The following is a 16,118-nucleotide window of genomic DNA, read 5'->3' as shown; positions in this document are numbered from 1 at the left end:
AAGCTCGTTCATGGCTGCTCCCCTTCGTGGCGTGCGAGCCGATCCAGCGCCTTCCTGGCCTGGTCGGCCTGTTCCGGGGTGAGCAGCGGCCGCTCGAAGACCTCCACCGCGGCACGGACCATGCGCAGCCAGCCGGGCAGCACGCTGACATCCTCGCCGAGCACGGTGCTGAGCTGCTCGTGCATGAGGAACATGCCCATCTTCATGGCGCCGAGGACGGCCACGAACGCGCGCGGATCCGCGCTCTCGATGCCGGTTTTCTCCAGCCAGTAGCCGCCGCGGTCGACCGCCTCGGCGAACATCTTCGTCCCGGTGGGCGAGCCGTCCATCAGCGAGCGCACCAGGAACCGCTGCAGGGTCATGGTGTCCGGCGGGAGGGCGCCGACCACCTGGGTCGCCGCGAACCGGATCTGCAGCTCGGAGATGCGGCTCAGCGCCCACTCGTCGCAGGCGTCGCGCAGGCCCTCCTTGGAGCCGAAGTGGTGCCGGAGCAGACCGGAGGAGACCCCGGCGGCCTGCGCGATGTCCCGGATCGTGGCGCCGGCGATGCCCTTCTCGGCGAAGAGCCCGATGGCGGCGTCGCGGATCCGGGCCCGCGCGGTCAGGTCGCTGTCGCTACTCACATGTGTAGGCTACTACACACCCGTGTAGCCACCAGGGTGATCAATGTCCGGCGTTCACCGTCGCCTCGGTGACCGCGCCCGAGGCGAGCCCCCAGCGCTGGAGCAGCTCGCCGTATGTGCCGGTGCTGATCAGCCGGTCCAGCGCACCCTTGAGGGCGTCCCGCAGCCCCGGGCTGCTCTTGGCCACCGCGATGCCGAACAGCCCCGTCTCGTACTGCATGTCCGAGGCGAGCTGGTAGTACATGTTCGTCCGCGGGTCGGTGACCAGGTACGACGCCGGCGGGAAGTCGTTGAGCACGGCCACCGCCCGGCCGGTGCGCAGGTGCAGCAGGGCGTCCGCGTTGGTCTTCAGCGACGTGACCAGGATCGGGTCGGGGCCGCAGCGCCGCTGCCGGCGGGCGATCATGTCCTCCTGGAAGGTGCCGGCCTCCACCGCCACCCGCTGCCCGCACAGATCGGTCAGGTTCCGGATGTGCGCCGGGTTCCCGCGCTGCACCAGGATCGACGTCCCGGTGCTGAAGTAGTCGACGAAGTCGGCCTTCTTCTGCCGCTCGGCGCTGTCGGTCATCGACGAGAACACCCCGTCGTAAGTGCCGCGGTTCACCTCGTCCAGCGCGGTGGCGAAGTCGCCGACCACCATCTCCAGCCGGATGCCGAGCACGCCGCCGAGCGCGGCGGACAGGTCCGGCTCGAAACCGATGATGGTCCGCCCGTCCGCGGCGAAGTACTCCATCGGCGCGTAACTGGCATCGGTGACCAGCCGGATGAACCCACGGTCCCGGATAGCCGGCGGGAGCGCGGCATGCAGGGCCTCGTCGGTGGTGACGGCCGCGGTGAGGTCCAGCCCGGTGCCCTTGTTCCCCATCGTGGCGTCACAGCCACCGGCGGCGAGCACGGCGAGGACCCCGGTCAGCGCCAGGGCACGGCGGAAAACGTTCATCGAACGGTCCTCTCGGTGAGCGGTTCGACGGCGACCTGCGGCCAGGGCACCGGACGGCCGTACAACCAGCCCTGTCCCTCGTCGCAGCCGGCTTCGACGAGCCAGCGGTGGATCTCCGGCGTCTCCACGCCCTCGGCGGTGACCCGGCTGCCCAGCCCGTGCGCCAGCTCGATCACCGAGCGGACGATCGCCTGGCTCTGCGGGTCCCGGTCGACGTCGGCGACGAACGCCCGGTCGATCTTGATCTCGGTGATCGGCAGCCCGCGCAGGTGCGACAGGCTGGTGTACCCGGTGCCGAAGTCGTCCACCGAGATGCCGACGCCGAGCGCGCCCAGCTCGTTCACCGCCCGGACCGCGGTGTCCGCGTCCCCGGCCAGCGCGGTCTCGGTGACCTCCAGGATCAGCCGGTCGGCGCGGGCGCCGGTCTCGGCGAGCAGGGCGGCGACGTACCCGACGAAGCCGGGCGCGTCCAGGTTGCGGGCCGACACGTTCACCGAGAGCGTCCAGTCCTGCCCGGTGGCGGTCCAGCCGGCCTGGTCGGCCAGCGCCCGGCGCAGCACCCACTCGGTGAGCGGTGCGATCAGCCCGGAGTGCTCGGCGGCCGGCAGGAACTCGCCGGGCGGCAGCAGCCCGCGTTCCGGGTGCTGCCAGCGGACCAGCGCCTCCACCCCGGTGATCTCGGCGTCCGGCAGCTCGACCTTGGGCTGGTACCAGAGCACCAGCTCGTCCCGCTCCAGCGCGTGCCGCAGCTCGGCCTGGATCTTCAGCCACTGGTGCGGATGCCCGGCCGCCCCGCCGGCGAAGACCACGATGTCCTCGGTGCCGCGCTTGCCGTGGTACATGGCGGCGTCCGCGCGCTGCGTGAGGTCCTGCAGCCCGGTCCCGTGCTCCGGGTAGAGCGCCACACCGAAGCTGGCCTCCATGCTCAGCGGCACGTCGTACAGCACCAGCTCCTCGGCGACCCGGTCGCGGACCCACGCCAGCAGCGCCACCGCCTGGGCGGCGTCCCGGCCGGGCAGCAGCATGGCGAACTCGTCGCCGCCCAGCCGGGCCAGCAGGTCGCCGTCGCCGAGACCGGCGCGCAGCCGCTCGGCGACGACCTTGAGCAGCTCGTCGCCGGCGTGGTGGCCGAGCGTGTCGTTGACCTCCTTGAACCGGTTGAGGTCGAGCAGCACCACGGCGCCGTGCCCGCCGTCCCGCTCGGCGACCTCCAGCACCTGCTCGGCCCGGCTCCGGAAGGCGGCCCGGTTGGGCAGACCGGTCAGCATGTCGTGGGTGGCCTGGTACTCCTGCCGGGCCGCGTACCTGCCCAGTGACCGGGTGGTCCACCAGGCCAGCAGGGCCAGAACCAGGTAGAGCGCGGCCAGGCCGGCCGCCACCCGCTGGGCGAACCGGGCCAGCTGGGCGCGCGACTGCGCGGCGATCCCCTGGTACGGCAGATACAGCTCGAGCACCCCGATGGCCTGCCCGGACGCGCTCGCCACCAGCGGCTGCACCACCCGGATCACCTCCTGCCCGGGCCCGCCGATCACCTTGACCCGCGATCCGCCGGCCGCCGCGGCCTGGAAGTCCGGGTCCGCCACCGGCAGCCCGCCACCGGTCGAGCCGTCGTCGGAGAACACCACCTGCCCGGTGAACCCGCGCACCCGCAGCCGCAGGATCGACCCGTGGAAGACGGCCAGCTCGGTGGCCCGCCGCATGCCCTCCAACTGGTCGGCGGTCAGCCCGTGGTCGAGGTCCGCGCCGTCCATCGCCGGGGCGACAGCCATCTCGGCGATCACCGCGGCCTGCGCCAGTCCCTGCCGGCGGCCCTGCTCGGTGGCATCCCGGCGATATCCCTGCCACATCACCGCGCCCAGCACCATCACCGGGATCAGGCTGGCGGCAGCGTAGGTGGCGAACAGGCGGGAACTGGTCCGCGCGCCTGCCCGCCGTCGGACTCGGCGCAACCGCATGCGTGACTGATCGACGCCGGACGGTACCGGCTGAGAATTTCGCCGCATCCCCGGCGGGCGCCGCGCCGTTTGACCCGGCATGCGTATCTCTCAGCGGTTGCGGGTCGCGCTCACCGCCGGCGTCGTGCTCGCCGGAACGTTCCTCGGCTGGTCACCGGCCCGGGCCGCGGAGGTCGGCGCCGAGTCGCCGGTCCTGCCCTCGTTCAACGGTTCGGTCTACGCTGTCGCGTTCCGGGGCAGCACGGTGTACGCCGGCGGGAACTTCACCTCGGTCACCACGCACGGGCGGCGGGTGCCGCGGGGCCGGCTGGCCGCCTTCGACGCGCGCACCGGTGAGCTGCTCGACTGGGCGCCCACCGCGGACCGGACGGTACGCGCCCTGGCCGTCACCGGTGACTCGGTCTACGCGGCCGGCGACTTCGGCACCGTCTCCGGCGCCGAGCGCGACGCGCTGGCCCGGTTCGACGCCGACAGCGGTGAGCTGGGCGAGTTCTCGCACGAGGTGGCCGGGTCGCCGCGCGCGCTCGCCATCACGCACGGCCGCCTCTATCTGGCCGGCGACTTCACCGCCGTGGACGACGAGGAACGGCTGCGGCTGGCCGCGTTCCGGCTCTCCGACGGTGAGCTCGACGAGGACTGGACGCCGACCGCCGACGCCCCGGTCTACGCGCTGGCCACGGCGGGCCGCCGGGTCTATCTGGGCGGGAGCTTCCACCGTACGAACGACGTCTCGTCGACCCGGCGGCTGAGCGCTGTCGACGCCCGCAGCGGCGAGCTGGTCCCGGGTTTCCGGCCGCAGCCCAGCGCTGTCGTGTACGCGGTGGCTGCCGACGGCGACGGCGTCTACGCCGGGCTGGGCGGGCTGGGCGGCCGCGCCGAGTCGTGGACGCCGGCCGGCCGGCCGCGCTGGTCCCGGTACTTCGACGGCGACGTGCAGGCGGTGGCGGCGCTGGACGGCACGGCGTACGTCGGCGGGCACTTCGACAGGGCCTGCACCAGCGCGACAGTCGACAGGTTCGGTGACTGCGACGACGACTCCCGGTCCCGGGTCAAGCTCGCCGCCATCGACTCGGACGGCGACCTGACCGACTGGGCGCCGCAGGCCAACGGCGTTCAGGGCGTCCGGGCGCTGACCGCCAGCCCGTCGCTGGGTGTGATCGCCGCCGGCGGTGACTTCACCATGATCGGCGGCGACGCACACCATCGGGTCGCCACCTTCAACTGACGTCCCGGCGGATCGTGGTGGCCACCGCCGCCACCACGAACGCCACGACATAACCGCCCAGGGCCAGGGCGGCCTGCCAGGCCGGCGGGAACTCGCCCCGCCCGGCCAGCCCCTCCAGGGCCGGTCCGAGCCGGAACGGCAGCCAGCGCGTCGCGTCCTCGATCAACTGGCCGACGATCCCCTCGACCAGGGCGATCCAGGCCAGCGAGCCGGCGATCGCGGCGAGCGGATTGGTGACCAGCGCGCCGATCCCGACGCCCAGCGCGGCGAACGCGACGTTCCAGCCGACCGCGCCGCCGACCGCCTGCCACAGGTCACCGTTCCAGGCCATCGCGCCGCCCTTCGCGGTCACCCAGATCGCCGTGGCGGCCACCGCCACTGTTGCCGCGACCAGGCCGAAGACCAGTCCGGCCACGACGTTGACGGCCAGTTTGGCGAGCACCACCCGCTCCCGGCGGGGCTCGGTCAGGTAGGTGTCGGTGATCGTCCGGTGCCGGTACTCGCCGGCCACCGCGAGGATGCCGAGCACCAGCGCGAAGATCGACACCAGGCCGGCGTGGGCTATCGCGTCGCGCTGCCCGTCCGGGCCGAGCGCGTCGGACTGGCTCACCATCAGCCCGCTCACCCCGGCCACCACGACCAGTTGCGCGGTGATCAGCAGCAGCCAGGTGCTGCGCACGGTACGCAGTTTCCGGAACTCCGCGGCGATCACGACGCGCTCCCGGTCAGACGCAGGAACGCCGACTCCAGGTTGTCCAGGTCGGTGAGCGGCCCGGCGTAGCGCAGCGTTCCGTCGTCGACGATGAGCACCCGGTCCACCGTCTGCTGGACCTCGGCCAGCACGTGACTGGAGATCAGCACGGTGCGGCCCTGGCCGGCCAGGCTCCGCAGCAGGGCGCGCAGCCAGGCCACCCCGGCCGGGTCGAGGCCGTTGGCCGGCTCGTCCAGGATCAGCACCTCCGGGTCGCCGAGCAGCGCGCCGGCCAGTCCGAGCCGCTGTCGCATGCCGAGCGAGTAGCCACCGACCCGCCGGTTCGCGTCGGCGGTCAGGTCCACCTCGTCGAGCACCAGGTCGACCCGGCTCCGGGCCAGGCCGGCCGACTCGGCGGTGGCCAGCAGGTGCTGCCGTGCGGTGCGGCCGGGGTGGAACCCGGACGCTTCCAGGAGGGCGCCGACCACCCGGCGCGGCCGGGCCAGGTCGCGGTAGGCGCGTCCGCCGATCACGGCGCCGCCGGCGGTCGGCCGGATCAGGCCGAGCAGCATCCGCAGGGTGGTGGTCTTGCCGGCCCCGTTGGGGCCCAGGAAGCCGGTCACTCCCGGCTTGATGGTGCAGGTCAGGTCGCGTACGGCGGCGACCGTCCGGAATCTCTTGGTCAGGCCTCGCAGCTCGATGTCGGTCATGCCGCCGACTGTTCCGCTTTCCCGGTCCCGGCGAGTCGCCTCGCGGGGTCATCTTGCGGATACCGCGCTCGCGGTATCCACAGTCGGCCCGCCGGACCGTACCGTGTGGGCATGCGGTTCCACGCCCGTCCACAGGTGATGGACGCCGCGATCGCGGCGACGATCGCCCTGGTCGTGCTGATCACCTCGGCCTTCCCCGGCCATCTGCGCAACGGGGTGGCGCTCGCCCTGGTCGCCGCCGCCTGCCTGCCGCTGGTCTGGCGGCGCCGGTGGCCGGTGCCGGTGCTGCTGGCCTGCACCGTCGCCGCCGAGGGCTATCTGGCCTGGGTGCCGGTCGGTGCCGGGCTACTGGTCCTGGCCGCGCCGTTGCTCGCCCTCTACACGGTGGTCGAGGCCCGCGGCCAGCGGCACCCCTGGCTGGTCGCCTGCCTGGTGGTGGCCGCGATCGGGGCCTTCCACACGGCGGTCCGCGCCGATCACTGGCTGGGCCCGGAAAATCTGGCGCTGGCCGCGCTCGGCGGGGTTGCGGTGGCCGCCGGCGAGGCCGCCCGCAACCGGCGCCTCTACCTGGCCGAGGCGCTGCTGCGGGCCGAGGAACGGCTGGCCGCCCAGCGCCTGCGGATCGCCCGCGACCTGCACGACAGCGTCGGCCACCACCTCGCGCTGATCAACGTGCAGGCCGGGGTGGCCGCGCATCTGGCGGCCGGCGAACCGGCCGGCGAGACGTTCGAGCAGATCCGCCGCGGCAGCCGGGACGCGCTGGCCGAACTGCGTGACGCGGTGGGCCTGCTGCGCCGGCCCGGCGAGCCGGCCGCACCGGTCGAGCCGGCGGTCGGCCTGGCCGCGCTCGACGACCTGCTCGCCGCCTATCGCCGGTCCGGCCTGCGGATCGCTTTCGTACGCCAGGACGACGCGCCCCCGATCCCACCGGCGGCCGACGTGGTCGCCTACCGGATCGTCCAGGAGTCGCTCACCAACGTCGCCCGGCACGCCGGCCCCACAGCGGTCCGGCTCACCCTGCGGCACGAGTCCGGCACCCTCACCGTGATTGTGGAAAACGACCGCCCAGCTGTGGACAACCCTGTGGATAGCCCTGTGGACAGGCCCGCGCACGGGCTGCTGGGGATGCGCGAGCGGGTCGCCGCCCTCGGTGGCGAGTTCCACGCCGGGCCGCGCGCGATCGGCGGCTTCCGGGTCGCCGCCACCCTGCCCACCGGCCTCGCCGCATGATCAGAGTCGGTCTCGCCGATGATCAGCCGCTGCTGGTGGCGAGCTTCGCCACGCTCATCGAGGCCACTCCCGGCATGACGGTGGCCGGCACCGCGCGCACCGGGCACGAGGCGGTCGAGCTGGCCCGCTCCCCCGGGGCCGACGTGCTGCTGATGGACATCCGGATGCCCGAGCTGGACGGCCTGGCCGCCACCCGCCTGATCACCGGCGACCCGGCGCTGGCCGGCGTCCGGGTGCTGATCCTGACCACGTTCGAGATCGACGAGTACGTCTTCGCCGCCCTCCGCTGCGGGGCGAGCGGCTTCCTCGGCAAGAGCGCCGAACCGGCCGAGCTGCTGCACGCCGTCGAGGTGGTGCACCGCGGCGACGCCCTGCTCACCCCGGCCGCCACCCGCAGCCTGATCGCGCGGTACCTGGCCCGCCCGGAGCACGGCGCCGCGCCCGTCCCGGAACGCCTGGCCGAGCTCACCGACCGGGAGCGCGAGGTGCTGCTGCTGGTCGGCTCGGGCCTGTCCAACGACGGCATCGCGGAGCACCTGACGATCAGCCCGCACACGGTGAAGACGCATGTCAACCGCACGATGACCAAGCTCGGCGCGCACGATCGGGCGCAGCTGGTGATCGCCGCTTACGAGGCCGGGCTGATCCGCCCGAGCGGGTCACACTGACAGCTTCTCCGCGCCGGGTGGCGGGGCGGCGCCGGTCATGATCGCCACAGCGTCCGACATCGAGTGCGAGGACGGGGTGATCACCGCGATCCGGCGGCCCAGCCGCTGGATGTGGATCCGGTCCGCCACCTCGAAGACGTGCGGCATGTTGTGGCTGATCAGGATCACCGGCAGCCCGCGATCCCGGACGTCACGGATCAGCTGGAGCACCCGGTTGCCCTCCTTGACGCCGAGTGCCGCTGTCGGCTCGTCGAGGATCACCACCTTGCTGCCGAACGCCGCGGCCCGGGCCACCGCGACCGCCTGCCGCTGGCCGCCGGAGAGCGACTCGACGGCCTGCCCGATGTTCTGCAGGGTGGCCACGCCCAGCTCGCTCATGTGCCGGGCCGCCTCGTCGCGCATCCGCTTGCGGTCCAGCATCCGGAAGACCGAGCCGAGCGGGCCGGGGCGGCGCTGCTCGCGGCCGAGGAACAGGTTGTCGGCGATGTCCAGGCCGGGCGCGACGGCCAGGGTCTGGTAGACCGTCTCGATGCCCGCCTCGCGGGCCTCCATCGGGTTGCGGAAGCTGACCGGCGCGCCGTCCAGCAGGATCTCCCCGCGGTCCGGGATCAGCGCCCCGGACAGCGCCTTGATCAGGCTGGACTTGCCGGCGCCGTTGTCCCCGATCACCGCCAGGATCTCGCCCGGCATCAGCTCCAGGTCGCTGCCGTCGATGGCGACCACCCGGCCGTACCTCTTGGTAAGGCCCTTGGCTTGCAGAACCGGCGCGGTCATCCCTTCACCTTCCTGATCCACTGGTCGAGCGAGACCGCGATCAGCACCAGCAGGCCGACGGCGAAGCCCTGCCAGACCACGGCGACGCCGGCCAGCTGCAACCCGTTGCGGAAGACCCCCACGATGAGCGCGCCGATCAGGGTGCCGATCACTCCGCCGCGCCCGCCGAACAGGCTGGTCCCGCCGAGCACCACAGCGGTGATCGAGTCCAGGTTGTACTCGGTGCCGACGTTCGGGCTGGCCGAGGCGAGCCGGCCGATCAGGATCCAGCCACCGATCGCATAGAGCAGACCGGCCACCGTGTAGACCGAGAAGAGCACTCTTCCGGTACGGATACCGGCCAGCCGGGCCGCCTCCACGTCGTCCCCGGTGGCGTAGACGTGTTTGCCCCACGCCGTCCGCGCCAGCGTGTAGTAGAAGAACCCGAACAGCAACAGCATGATGATCGAGCCGTAGCTGAGCTGGAAGCCGCCGATCGCGATGGCGTCACCGGTCCAGGTCATCAGGCCCGGCATGTCCGAGCCGCGCACCGTCTCGCTGTTGCTGACCACCGAGTTCAGCGAGAAGAAGATGGTGAGCGTGCCGAGCGTGACGATGAACGGTGGCAGCTTGATCCGGGTGACCAGCATCCCGTTGATCGCGCCCATCGCGGTACCGCAGGCGAAACCGAGCAGCAGCGCGAGCACTCCGGGCATCCCGGCCTTGACGCAGAACTGGGCCATCAGCACCGAGGAGAAGACCGCGATGGCGCCGGCCGACAGGTCGATGCCGGCGGTCAGGATGATCAACGTCTGGCCGAGCGCGATGGTGGCGATCACGGTGACCTGCAGGAGCACCAGCGACAGGTTGGCCGCCGCGAAGAACCGGGTGTTGACGATCGAGAAGGCGATGATCGCCAGGATCAGTACCGCCAGTGGCCCGAGCACCGGATTGCCGTGCAGGGTGTGCTGCACGCGCAGGCCCAGCGAGTCGTGCCGGCGTACGTCGAAGTCGGTGGCCGTCATGGAGCTCACCCCCAGCAGTTCTGCTTGCCCCACGCGGAGTCCTTCGCCTCCACGCCGGCCTGCGGGTCGTCGGTGATCAACTGGACGCCGGTGTCGACGAAGTCCTTGCCGGCGGTGTTCTGTGGCTTGGTGCCGTCCTTGGCGTACGTCGCGATCGCCTCGACGCCGAGCTGGGCCATCTTGATCGGGAACTGCATCGAGGTGGCCCCGATGACGCCGTTCGTCACGTTGTCGACGCCCGGGCAACCGCCGTCGATCGACACGATGGTGACGTCCTTGTCCTTACCGGCCGCCTTGAGCGCCTGATAGGCGCCGGCCGCCGCCGGCTCGTTGATCGTGTAGACCAGGTTGATCGACGGATCCTTCTGAAGCAGGTTCTCCATCGCGGTACGCCCGCCCTCCTCGTTGCCGTCGGTGACGTCGTGCCCGGAGATCCGCGGATCGTTCTCGTCGCCGATCCGGTTCGGGTCGCCGTTCGGTATCCCGAACCCCTCGAGGAAGCCCTGGTCCCGCTTGACGTCCACGGAGACCTGGTTCGGGTTGAGGTCGAGCATCGCGATCTTGGCGGTCTTGCCGCCCTTGGCGAACTTCGCCTTGGCCCACTCGCCGATCAGCTTCCCGGCCTGGTAGTTGTCGGTGGCGAAGGTGGCGTCGGCGGCGTCCGGCGGATCGACCGGGGTGTCCAGCGCGATCACCAGCATGCCCGCCTTGTGCGCCCGGTCCAGCGAGGGAACTATCGCCTTCGAGTCGTTCGGCGTGATCAGGAAGCCCTCCGCGCCGAACGAGATGAGGTTCTCGATCGCCTGCACCTGGGCCTCGTTGTCGCCGTCCACCTTGCCGGCGAAGGTGAGCAGGTCCAGCCCCTGCTGGTCGGCCGCCTGCTGGGCGCCGTGTTTCATGGTCACGAAGAACGGGTTGGTGTCGGTCTTGGTGATCAGCCCGACCACCGGCTCCCCGGTGCCCCGGTTGCAGGCGGCGCCGGCCAGCACCAGCGTCACGCAGCCCACGACCGCCGTCAGCCTGCGCATGTCGCCTCCGCTACATCGAGGGACAACGTTGCCTTGGAGTAGACGCCCCCGACTGCACGGTGTCAACACGACATTGCACAAAGTGATCGGGGGTCGCCGGACGGCGACCCCCGATCGTTCACCGCTCGATCAGTTGAAGCTGTTCAGGTAGACCGGGACGGTCGCGGTGCCCTGCGCCGCGGCGCCGGTGTTGTTGACGACGTGGTCGATCACGCCGTTGCCGCCGAGCGACACGGTCAGCAGGTCGTGCAGCTTGACGCCGGAGTTCACCGGCACCTCGAAGCCGCTGTTGGAGTGGATGCTCGGGTCCACGTTGAAGTAGCAGTAGCTGCCCAGCCCCCACGCCTCGTGGCTGGTCACCGAGTCGGCCACCTTGTACGCCGCGTACCCGTTGGCGCCGCTGCGCCAGGCCGACTGCGACGGCGGGTCGTACGGCTGCTCGTTCTGCAGGAAGAAGGTCTTGCCGCCGTTGCCGTTCCACACCACCTCGTATTTCTGGTAGTGCTCGACGAACAGGCCGTACGCTGTCACGTTCTGACCGTTCACGATCAGCCCGCTGTCGGCCGTGTTGATCGTCCAGCCGTAGGTGCCGGCGTTGCCGTGGTCGGCCCGCCACGCCCAGATGTGGTCGATGATCGTGTTGTTGCTGTTCACCAGCAGGCTGTTGGTGGCCTTGCCGGCGATCGAGCCGCCGATCCGGAAGAACACGTCCTGCACGGTGGTCGGGTTCGCCGCGTGGTTCGCCGACGAGCCGTTCGGGCCGATCACGAGCAGGTTCGCCGAGTTGGTGGTGCCCGCGTCGAAGAGCAGGCCGGCCACCTTCACGCCGTCCACATCGGCCACCTGCATCGGGGTGACGCCACCGTCCGGGATGATCGTCGCGTAGCCGAGACCCATGACCACGGTGTTCGCCCGGGTCACGTTGATCGTCTGGTTCACGTGGTAGACGCCCGGCTGGAAGATCAGGTTGAGGCCCTGTGCCAGCGCCTGGTTGATCGTCGCCGCGCTGTCGCCCGGCTTGGCCACGTAGAACTGCGAGAGCGGGATGCTGGTGCCCGGGGTGTTGCCGTTCGCCCAGCTGACACCGGACGAGTTGGTCGACAGGCTGGGCACGAAGACCGCGTAGTCGCTGCCGTTGAGGTACAGGTACGGCTTCTCCCGGATCACCGGGGTGCTGCCGATGGTGGTGTACGGCGGATTCGGGAAGCTGTTCGCCGGAGCGCCCTGCACGCCGACGAAGGTCTGGTTCCACACCGCGTTGGAGTTCGAGCCGATCTGGCTGTTGCGGGTGAACCACTGCTGCTGCGAGTACTGCCCCTCGACCCCGCTGATCCGGGTGTCGGCGATGTAGCCGCCGGACGCCCAGCCGTAACCGTTCGGCGCCAGGTTCAGGTCACCGTGCACGTCCATCCGGCGGAACGGGGCCGCCTGTGAGACCGCCCAGCGGTCGGCGCCGGAGACCGGGTACAGCGAGATGTTCTCCACCGACCGCCAGAAGTTCTGGGTGGCGTTGCCGGCCATCCAGCCGGCGTCGACGGTGATGTCCCCGTTGATCCGCACCTCCTGCGGGTTCTGACCGAGACCGATTACCGAGGTGTTGAACCCGACCTGGATGTTCAGGCCGTTGTAGGTGCCCGGCTTGAACGCCAGCAGGTTGCGCTGGGTGCCGAACTGGTTGGTCTCCTGCTGCTTGAAGATCGCGTCGGCCTGCGCCTGGATGGTCGCGCTCGACATGCTCGGGTCGAAGACGGTGACCTGGGCACCGAGGCTGCCGCCGCCGGGCAGGGCCGGGCCGGACGGCGTCGTCGACGGGGTCGGCGAGGTCGGCGTGGTGGTCCCGCCGCCGTACACCTTGAACTCCCAGAGCGAGTAGCCGTAGCCGGTGGTCCGCTGGGTGCCGTACATCCGCACGTAGCGGCCGGTGCCGCTGACGCTGAGGTTCTGGTTGCCACCGGTCGACGTGGTGGTCGAGTAGATCGACGTCCAGCTGGACGCGTTGTCCGAGACCTGGATCTGGAACGCCTTGGCGGCCGCTGTCTCCCAGTTCAGCTCGACTCGGCTGATCGACTGCGAGCTGCCCAGGTCCACCTGGAGCCACTGCGGGTCGGAGAAGGCGGACGACCAGCGGCTGCCGGTGTTGCCGTCGACGGCTTCCGAGGCGAGGTAGGCGCCGGCCGCCTCGGTGGACGAGGCGGTCGCGGGCTTGCCCTGCGACAGCAGCGTCTCGGCGGCCGAGGCTCCGGTCATGGTGATGGCGGCATAACCGGCGACGACCGCGGCTGTCACGCCAACGATCGCGCCGCTCCGCCAGCGGGAGCGTCTCATGGGGGTCTCCTAGGGGAGGGACGGGAGGGGCACAAGCACGTGGGGACTTGGCGATGGGAGAGCGCTCACCCAGGCCACGACGCTAAGAGTCGTTACCGATTGATGTCCAGGATGTTGCGAGGTTCCGGAACCGGTACCGAAGAACCGTGAAATCGATCTCTCCGCCTCACCGCCCGCAGCGTTTCACCTGATCAAGGCGGTGATCCCGCAACCCACGACGAGATTCACGGCAGGCGATAACAGCTCTTCCGAAACCGGTTCCGGCTCGTCTCGCTAAAACACGCTTTCGGTACGCATACGGAGCATCCGCCCAGCCCGGCGCAGAAAAAGAACCCGCCGTAGCCGAGTCACGGCTACGACGGGTTCCGGAGTTGCCGGCGTCAGCCGAGGCTGACCGACGGGTAGAGCGGGAACGGAGCGAGCAGGTCGGAGGCCTGCTTCGAGACGCCCTCGGAGAGCGCCGGGTCCAGGGTGAACTTGGCTTTCGAGGACGGGTCCGGGGTGGTGCCGGCCAGCACGGTGTGGATCAGCTCGGCGATCTGGTCCATCTCGGCCACGCCGAGGCCGCGGCTGGTCAGCGCCGGGGTACCGACCCGGATGCCGGAGGTGTACCAGGCGCCGTTCGGGTCGGACGGGATCGCGTTGCGGTTGGTGACGATGCCGCTGTCCAGCAGGGCCTGCTCGGCCTGCCGGCCGGTCAGCCCGAACGGGTGCACGTCGATCAGCACCAGGTGGTTGTCGGTGCCACCGGAGACCAGCTGCACGCCCCGCTTGCGCAGCCCCTCGGCGAGCGCCTGGCTGTTGGTGACGATCTGCTGGGCGTAGGACGCGAACTCCGGCCGGCGGGCCTCGGCGAACGCGATCGCCTTGGCGGCCATCACGTGCGGCAGCGGGCCACCGAGCACCATCGGGCAGCCGCGGTCGACCTGCGACGACAGCTCCGGCTGGCAGAACACCGCACCACCGCGCGGGCCACGCAGGCTCTTGTGGGTGGTGGTGGTGACGATGTGCGCGTGCGGGATCGGGTTGTAGTCCCCGGTGAACACACCACCGGCGACCAGACCGGCGAAGTGCGCCATGTCGACCATGAACGTCGCGCCGACCGCGTCGGCGATCTCCCGCATCTTGGCGAAGTTCACCTTGCGCGGGTACGCCGAGTAGCCACCGACGATCACCGCCGGCTTGAACTCCTTGGCGGTCTCCAGCAGCGCGGCGTAGTCGATCTGGCCGGTCGCCGGGTCCACGCCGTAGGAGCGCTGGTCGAACATCTTGCCGGAGATGTTCGGCCGGAACCCATGGGTGAGGTGACCACCGGCGTCCAGCGACATGCCCAGCAGACGCTGGTTGCCGAAGGCCTGGCGCAGCTCCGCCCACTCGGCGTCGGTCAGGTCGTTGATCTGCCGCTTCTCGAACTTCTTCAGGTACGGCACCTCGACCCGGTCGGCCAGGATCGCCCAGTACGCCACCAGGTTCGCGTCGATGCCGGAGTGCGGCTGGACGTACGCGTACGGAGCCCCGAACAGGGCCTTCGCGTGCTCGACGGCAATCGACTCGACGGTGTCCACGTTCTGGCAGCCGGCGTAGAAGCGGCGGCCGATGGTGCCCTCGGCGTACTTGTCGGACATCCAGTTACCCATGGCGAGCAGAACAGCCGGCGAGGCGTAGTTCTCACTGGCGATCAGCTTCAGCGACTCCCGCTGATCCGTCAGCTCCTTGGCGATCGCGTCGGCGATGCGCGGCTCGACGGACCGCACCACCTCGAGGGCGGATCGGAAAGCGACCGATTCGGCGTTGAGCTCAACAGCGCTTGCTTCAGACATGGGACCTCCCTATCACGTAGTGAAGAGGCCCAGGCGCACGGCATGTCGTCGTCTCGACGAGGCCGCTCCCCGATGGTCAACCATCCGAACGCGCCAGTCACGGCCCGCGCCAAGCATACCGACCAGGGCCTCACGGTCACACCCGTTGGCCGCCACAGGGGCCACCGTCACTCGATTGGCCTTGACGAGCATCAGTCCTCGGCATGAATCGCCACCGCCAAGGACCGCCTGAATACAGAAAAGGCCCACCCCATGATGGGGTGGGCCTTTTCTTAAGTTGAGTCCGGCGGCGTCCTACTCTCCCACACCCTCCCGAGTGCAGTACCATCGGCGCTGGAGGGCTTAGCTACCGGGTTCGGAATGTAACCGGGCGTTTCCCCTCCGCTATGACCACCGAAACAGCCATCAGCAGAACCAACCAGCAACCCGTAAACCATGTTCACGGGGTGGTTGTTCGTTTGCTGTGAATCACACAGTGGACGCAAGCAGAAAATTTAGGGTGGTTAAGCCCTCGGCCTATTAGTACCGGTCAACTCAACACGTTACCGTGCTTACATCTCCGGCCTATCAACCCAATAGTCTCTTGGGGGCCTTACCCACTCAAGGTGGTGGGATACCTCATCTCGAAGCGAGCTTCCCGCTTAGATGCTTTCAGCGGTTATCCCTTCCGAACGTAGCCAACCAGCCATGCTCCTGGCGGAACAACTGGCACACCAGAGGTTCGTCCGTCCCGGTCCTCTCGTACTAGGGACAGCCCTTCTCAAGTATCCAACGCGCACGGCGGATAGGGACCGAACTGTCTCACGACGTTCTAAACCCAGCTCGCGTACCGCTTTAATGGGCGAACAGCCCAACCCTTGGGACCTGCTACAGCCCCAGGATGCGACGAGCCGACATCGAGGTGCCAAACCATCCCGTCGATATGGACTCTTGGGGAAGATCAGCCTGTTATCCCCGGGGTACCTTTTATCCGTTGAGCGACACCGCTTCCACACGCAAGTGCCGGATCACTAGTCCCGACTTTCGTCCCTGCTCGACCCGTCAGTCTCACAGTCAAGCTCCCTTGTGCACTTACACTCAACACCTGATTGCCAACCAGGCTGAGGGAACCTTTGGGCGCCTCCG

General features: G+C 69.9%; 13 protein-coding genes, 2 rRNA genes and 1 riboswitch (1 of these 16 running past the window's edge). Of the genes, 3 read left to right on the top strand and 12 right to left on the bottom strand.

The window, feature by feature from the left end; translation table 11 throughout:
* Positions 1–8 precede the first annotated feature (8 nt).
* From Actob_RS02155 to Actob_RS02145, 3 genes are read right to left on the bottom strand one after another with little or no spacing between them, the layout of a single operon-like run.
* Positions 9–623 (bottom strand): TetR/AcrR family transcriptional regulator, encoded by a 615-nt coding sequence (locus Actob_RS02155; protein WP_284918279.1) that lies wholly within the window; start codon positions 621–623, stop codon positions 9–11.
* 40 nt (positions 624–663) lie between these two features.
* The gene (locus Actob_RS02150; RefSeq protein ID WP_284918278.1) at positions 664–1,563 is read right to left on the bottom strand and encodes an ABC transporter substrate-binding protein; all 900 of its coding nucleotides are present in this window, start codon (positions 1,561–1,563) and stop codon (positions 664–666) included.
* Entirely contained in the window at positions 1,560–3,518 is a 1,959-nt protein-coding gene (locus Actob_RS02145; RefSeq protein ID WP_284918276.1) for a putative bifunctional diguanylate cyclase/phosphodiesterase, read from the bottom strand. Before Actob_RS02145 ends, Actob_RS02150 begins: the two co-directional genes overlap by 4 nt.
* 79 nt (positions 3,519–3,597) lie before the next feature.
* On the opposite strand from Actob_RS02145, the gene Actob_RS02140 reads away from it, so the two are divergent.
* Complete coding sequence (locus Actob_RS02140) at positions 3,598–4,743, top strand: outer membrane protein assembly factor BamB family protein (RefSeq protein ID WP_284918274.1); 1,146 nt, start codon at positions 3,598–3,600, stop codon at positions 4,741–4,743.
* Here Actob_RS02140 and Actob_RS02135 read toward each other — a convergent pair.
* The gene (locus Actob_RS02135) at positions 4,736–5,455 is read right to left on the bottom strand and encodes an ABC transporter permease subunit (protein WP_284918273.1); all 720 of its coding nucleotides are present in this window, start codon (positions 5,453–5,455) and stop codon (positions 4,736–4,738) included. The genes Actob_RS02140 and Actob_RS02135 overlap by 8 nt on opposite strands.
* Complete coding sequence (locus Actob_RS02130) at positions 5,452–6,144, bottom strand: ABC transporter ATP-binding protein (RefSeq protein ID WP_284918271.1); 693 nt, start codon at positions 6,142–6,144, stop codon at positions 5,452–5,454. Before Actob_RS02130 ends, Actob_RS02135 begins: the two co-directional genes overlap by 4 nt.
* Positions 6,145–6,255: 111 nt before the next feature.
* Here Actob_RS02130 and Actob_RS02125 point away from each other — a divergent pair, with 111 nt between their 5' ends.
* Together Actob_RS02125 and Actob_RS02120 are read left to right on the top strand one after the other, a co-directional pair.
* Complete coding sequence (locus Actob_RS02125) at positions 6,256–7,374, top strand: sensor histidine kinase (protein WP_284918270.1); 1,119 nt, start codon at positions 6,256–6,258, stop codon at positions 7,372–7,374.
* Positions 7,371–8,042, top strand: coding sequence for a response regulator transcription factor (locus tag Actob_RS02120; RefSeq protein WP_284918269.1), 672 nt, complete (start codon positions 7,371–7,373; stop codon positions 8,040–8,042). Before Actob_RS02125 ends, Actob_RS02120 begins: the two co-directional genes overlap by 4 nt.
* Here the strand turns inward: Actob_RS02120 and Actob_RS02115 are convergent.
* The 7 genes from Actob_RS02115 to Actob_RS02085 all read right to left on the bottom strand — a co-directional run.
* The gene (locus tag Actob_RS02115) at positions 8,034–8,816 is read right to left on the bottom strand and encodes an ATP-binding cassette domain-containing protein (protein WP_284918268.1); all 783 of its coding nucleotides are present in this window, start codon (positions 8,814–8,816) and stop codon (positions 8,034–8,036) included. The two genes, Actob_RS02120 and Actob_RS02115, sit on opposite strands and share 9 nt — an antisense overlap.
* Entirely contained in the window at positions 8,813–9,820 is a 1,008-nt protein-coding gene (locus Actob_RS02110; RefSeq protein WP_284918266.1) for an ABC transporter permease, read from the bottom strand. The genes Actob_RS02115 and Actob_RS02110 overlap by 4 nt, the downstream gene beginning before the upstream one ends.
* A 5-nt stretch (positions 9,821–9,825) precedes the next feature.
* Positions 9,826–10,848 carry a sugar ABC transporter substrate-binding protein gene (locus tag Actob_RS02105; protein ID WP_284918264.1) on the bottom strand — a complete coding sequence of 341 codons (1,023 nt, stop codon included), beginning with the start codon at positions 10,846–10,848 and terminating at the stop codon, positions 9,826–9,828.
* A gap of 129 nt (positions 10,849–10,977) precedes the next feature.
* A complete protein-coding gene (locus tag Actob_RS02100; protein WP_284918262.1) occupies positions 10,978–13,173 on the bottom strand; it encodes a discoidin domain-containing protein in 2,196 nt (731 codons plus the stop codon).
* A 380-nt stretch (positions 13,174–13,553) separates the two neighbouring features.
* Positions 13,554–14,993: a glycine hydroxymethyltransferase gene (locus Actob_RS02095; protein WP_284918261.1), complete on the bottom strand. Its 1,440-nt coding sequence runs from the start codon at positions 14,991–14,993 to the stop codon at positions 13,554–13,556.
* Positions 14,994–15,013: 20 nt separating this feature from the next.
* Positions 15,014–15,104, bottom strand: a riboswitch (ZMP/ZTP riboswitch).
* A 170-nt stretch (positions 15,105–15,274) separates the two neighbouring features.
* Positions 15,275–15,391, bottom strand: a 5S ribosomal RNA gene (gene rrf / locus Actob_RS02090).
* A gap of 101 nt (positions 15,392–15,492) precedes the next feature.
* Positions 15,493–16,118 (bottom strand): 23S ribosomal RNA (locus Actob_RS02085) (it continues 2,450 nt past the right edge of the window).

Source organism: Actinoplanes oblitus (genome assembly GCF_030252345.1).
Classification (GTDB): Bacteria; Actinomycetota; Actinomycetes; order Mycobacteriales; family Micromonosporaceae; genus Actinoplanes; species Actinoplanes oblitus.
The sequence above is the reverse complement of the archived record's forward strand: the minus strand, read 5'-3'. Positions and strand labels throughout refer to the sequence as shown.